5 protein-coding genes are annotated in these 4,585 nt (G+C 40.7%); 4 read left to right on the top strand and 1 reads right to left on the bottom strand.

Annotation, left to right across the window (positions count from 1 at the left end; all coding sequences use genetic code 11):
- Window positions 1-174: 174 nt before the first annotated feature.
- On the top strand, window positions 175-690 hold the full coding sequence (locus F6K54_RS40755; protein ID WP_293090149.1) for a transposase: 516 nt from the start codon (window positions 175-177) through the stop codon (window positions 688-690).
- A 19-nt stretch (window positions 691-709) separates the two neighbouring features.
- Here F6K54_RS40755 and F6K54_RS40750 read toward each other — a convergent pair whose 3' ends face one another.
- Complete coding sequence (locus tag F6K54_RS40750) at window positions 710-1,045, bottom strand: hypothetical protein (protein ID WP_293090147.1); 336 nt, start codon at window positions 1,043-1,045, stop codon at window positions 710-712.
- A 100-nt stretch (window positions 1,046-1,145) separates the two neighbouring features.
- Between F6K54_RS40750 and F6K54_RS40745 the strand changes: the two genes are divergently transcribed.
- From F6K54_RS40745 to F6K54_RS40735, 3 genes are all read left to right on the top strand, one after another.
- Entirely contained in the window at window positions 1,146-1,397 is a 252-nt protein-coding gene (locus tag F6K54_RS40745) for a hypothetical protein (protein WP_293090145.1), read from the top strand.
- A gap of 299 nt (window positions 1,398-1,696) precedes the next feature.
- Entirely contained in the window at window positions 1,697-2,203 is a 507-nt protein-coding gene (locus tag F6K54_RS40740; RefSeq protein ID WP_366558387.1) for an HNH endonuclease, read from the top strand.
- 613 nt (window positions 2,204-2,816) lie between these two features.
- On the top strand, window positions 2,817-3,200 hold the full coding sequence (locus F6K54_RS40735) for an alr0857 family protein (protein WP_293090141.1): 384 nt from the start codon (window positions 2,817-2,819) through the stop codon (window positions 3,198-3,200).
- Window positions 3,201-4,585: the final 1,385 nt, after the last annotated feature.

Genomic DNA, 4,585 nt, shown 5'->3' with positions numbered 1-4,585 from the left:
AAGCAGATACACAGTAAATCCAAGTCAAGGGCTGGAAGTAAGGCTTGAGCCGTGTGACGGGAGACTGTCACGCACGGTTCTGAGGGGAGGGGAAGGAGGCGACTTCTGAACCTTACCCGCTAACGCAGAGCGGCGCGAAAACAAAAGGGGTCTCAAAACTGGGAGAAGGCGCAAATCGAAGTTGCCAGAATGCACCATCGGATTGCAAACCGTCGTAAAGACTTTCATCTGAAGACGGCTCACAAACTTTGTGACCAAGGACAAACTATCTTTGCAGAAGACCTCAATACCAAAGGGTTGACGCGAGGGATGCTGCGAAAAGATTGTGTGGATGCTGCCTTTGGGCAATTCTTGTCTCTGACGGAATGGGTGTGTTGGAAACGAGGTGTCTACTTCGCTAAGGTCAACCCCAACGGCACCAGCCAAACCTGCCCTAACTGCTTTGCGGCGGTCAGCAAAGGGTTGGAAGTCAGAGCGCATGATTGTCCTGAATGTGGGTATCGAACGCATCGTGACCATGCCGCAGCAGAGATGGTTTTGCATCGTGGACTAGAAAACGTAGTAGCCCAGGGACTCTGGGGAACGGAAACAGCCTGTCAAGTCGGTCTGTCGGGGGTCTATGACCTAGATAAGTGGCGTGGGGCAGGAATACCCAATTGCGAGATTGGGAAGCCCGCGCTGTACCCGTAGGGTCAGCGTCGGGAGGATGTCACTCTTCCATACTATCTATACTGAGGGGCACCATATCACCATTATTCGTAAGTCCTAATAACATCGATTCATTTGCTCGTATCACTTTGCCAGTAAGCACACATCGTTCCTCCTGTTGGGCCGTTGCAGGTAGACTAGCTCGAATATCTGAATGGGAAAACTGTGGCCGATAATCTCCAGACTTTTGCTGGACATAGTTCCAGAGGATATCTCGAATCAAAGCTTGATAGCCCTTATTATTAGCTAGTCTTTTCAACCTATCCTTTAACTCCCTTTCCAAACGGATGCTAGTAACTTCCATATCAGTAGTTGAAGTTCTGGGTATTGTGTACATGATTTTTTTTCTCCTTAAAATTTTAGGTAGACATCTCTGTAATATTAGTGTAGTATAAAAAAGGTTAGATTTGAAACCCCAACTTTTTGAGAGCTTTCCTGTGAACCATTCATTTATTCAAGCCATCGATCGGTCAAAAAACAACCTATCTGAAGGTTGTGAGACTATTTCATGGCTGATGTTGGGAGAAATATTATGTGATGGAAATGACTTTGGCATTGATTATGGAGGTTTGGAGCTACTCGAAAAATTTAATCATATTTTTCAGATTGAAGGGCCAAAGATTAGGTCAAATCAATTTCTCAGAAGCGGGAGGTACAGACCAAAAAAATCTGTACATAAATCAGACTAAAAGGTATAAAAATCTTTTTTCTAGCCCCCGCTTCCGAATAAATAGAGGCAGGGGCTGTTAGTTTTAAATAGGACCGGGAAATAGAAAAATAAAATTAATTTTTGAATTCGGACAATTAAAAAGCATTAAGCATTTCAGTAATCAGCGGTCAGCTTGGGGCGGACTGCTCAAACAGATACCTAATGCAAATTTTGAGGCTGAAGTGCTGAAGTGTAAATAGCTCATAGCTATTTAATTGAAAAACCAGTTGCTATAAAAAATCTAAAATCTAAAATTTAGGAGGTAAAGCAGTGACCAGCATGACTCAAGTATTAAACCAATCTGTAGTCGTATTTTCTCAGAACTACTTACCCATGACCCGCGTAAATATCAAGCGGGCGATCGCTCTGCTGGTGACTGGCAAAGCTGAACCTCTAAATTTTGATAATGGTAGTGGCTGGCCTGTGCGTTCTCCTAGTTTGGTCTTATATGTGCCGGAACAAATTCGCCTAACGATGGCCTCCCAAGAACGGGTATGGAAAGTCCCCCCAGTCAACCGCAGGGAAGTGTTAAAGAGGGATCATCACCGTTGCCAATATTGCGGGACTACTAAACGTCTCACCTTAGATCATGTGATTCCTCGGTCTAGGGGTGGTAAACATAGTTGGGATAATGTAGTTACGGCTTGCGAAAGGTGCAATGCAATGAAAGGTAATCGTACTCCCGCTGAAGCAGGGATGAAATTATTAAATCAACCGAAAACACCAATACATCCGACTATTGCATTTGCTGAACAGTTCTGGCGCGAACGACAACACGAGGTTTAGAAGGTCTTATTTTTTTTCTGAAGCAGACCTAAAAAGTTGTCTATAAGTTTCGTTAGTTCTAGAAAGTAACTAGAGCTAAATTTTGATGTCGTTATTTGAGCAGAAAATAGTCAAATGAGCAGAAAATAGTCAAAATAATGCTCCGATAACAATTCACTTTAAAGATGTCACAAATATAGCGCTGCGCGCAGGCAACAGGCAACAGGGGGAATAAATTGCTGACAATATAAGATTTTAGCTATTGGACAATTCCTGCAATTTGTAAATATACCAGCGCACATTGCTATAGTTTCAAATTATATATAGTGAAATAATTTCCTGAAATTACTGTGGCATAAAAGTTTGGAGTCTATAAAATCTTATTTTTGACTTTTGAATGCATGACTTTTGACTTTTAACTTCCGTTGACTTTTAAGTAAAGTTTAGAGTCTATAAAATCTTACTTTTGAATGCATGACTTTTGACTTTTAACTTCGGTGAAACGGTATTTGCGCCAGATGTTGCTAACAAAACTAATTTTAATAACTGCAAAGAGTTTTGAGTTTTGAGTTATGGATTAATTACTCAATAACATCCGAAGCTCTTCCAATAAAAAAAGGAGAGACCACGGGGAATGCTAAAGTTAACTTATACTGAATCTGGCTTTTATATGGAGCGTTTGGCTCAATCTCCCGAACAGTTGATAGCACTGCGGGTAATCTTGGCTATGCGAGTTGGTCAAAAAATTGTAGTTGAACCAAGTTCTGCTGCCTTTTTGCTACCTGTAAATTTACCTGAATTGTCGATGTTGGAGATGGCTGTGCAAAAGGAGGGTGGAGATGATATAGCCCTTTGTGTTGCTGATGATGAGTTTGTGGAAGTTAGTTTAGGAGGAACTTGGATAACAGTAGATCCAGAATATGAGAATGGAATTTTTATCACTGCGTTGAGCGATCGTGTTGAGTTGTTACTTTTTAAGTTGTGGCAAGCAACTGAGGCAAATGCGTCAGTGAGTTAGGAAGCAAGTGATTGTTGAAATTGTAGGCAATATATATACAGCGCTTCCCGTTGTTATGAGGTACATATATTTATGGAAAAAATATTCCTGATTGTCAGTTGTACCTCATTACTACGGAATTTGAATCAATCCTCTATAGCGCTGTGCGCAGACAACAGGCAACAGGGGGGATAAAAAGCTGATAATATAATACTTTTAGCGTAAGCATTCAGCCGTCAGCTAGCCTCCTATGGTCGGAACTACGTTATCAGCCATCAGCTATTGCTTTTAGTTTACGATAAAAGCTTTATTAATTGTCTTACTACTGGCGCGTCAAGCTTGAAATAGTGTTTTAGGAAAATTATTCAAACCTTAGTCAGAGCAAGAATTATACTCAAAAATTTAATACACCATTTTCAGCTTGACGCGCTACTACAAAAATTTAGCTCCCTTGTCCTTAAAGTCTATATTAATTTAAACACTGTCCTATATGAGAGAATATTGTTGCTGTTAACGCAGTTCCTCCGCAGGAGGCTAGCTGACAGCTAATAGCTGTTTGCGCAGCATTCCGCAGGAAATACTTACCTTTTAGCTACTGGACACCTCCTGTAATATTAAATCCGGTAGCATCGGTGTAATAAGATAGTGAATCAGAATCCAGCAATTCTGCAATTCAGAATTCAGAAGGGAAGAGAACTCAGAATTCTTTCCGCTCTAGGTGAAGATGGAATCTTTTTTTATACCAAATTAAACGGATTTGATATAATTTGTAAATATGCCAGCGCACATTGCTATAATTTTCAAGAGAGGTAAATTATGAATGATAATTAGGGCTTGCTGATTAAATCTAAAAGCATTGACATATAGAGAAAAGTGCCTTTTTTGGGTCGAAAAAAGTGCGCCTATTTCAGTCTAAAATGCTCAAAAAGTTAGTATTTTAGGCGCATAGTTGGGCAGAAAAATCTTGGGACAATTCTTACTCCTACCTGCTCTAAATTCCTATTTCTCCTGTCTCCCCCTCCTGGGACTATCCCTTATAAGGAACTCCTGAAAACCTTGTAGCAAGCAGGGGAGCAGGGGACCCACCCCTCGCCCCTCCCAGGAGGGGAAAAAGGAGAAAGGAGAAAGAATCATAGTAGATAGGAAAAATTACTTAAGTTGTCAAAAAAAATGTACTTTTTAATACACTTTTTCTCTGACAAAAACCTTTTAAAGACTTGAACATAACTTGTCTATGCGTGTCAATTTTTATGTTAAGAAAGATGTTTATAAAGCATAGCTCCTGGGAGGGGGAGGGGCCTCACAAGGGTAGGTTTTTTACATAAGATGCTAGTGGAGGTGAGACTTGGAGGACAAGGAGGGAAAGTAGACAAGGAAGAAAGAAGTTTTTGTATATTACGAAGTAT

Origin of the sequence: Okeania sp. SIO3B5 (assembly GCF_010692555.1) — a bacterium.
Classification (GTDB): Bacteria; Cyanobacteriota; Cyanobacteriia; order Cyanobacteriales; family Microcoleaceae; genus Okeania.
This window is presented reverse-complemented; position numbering and strand designations above follow the sequence as displayed.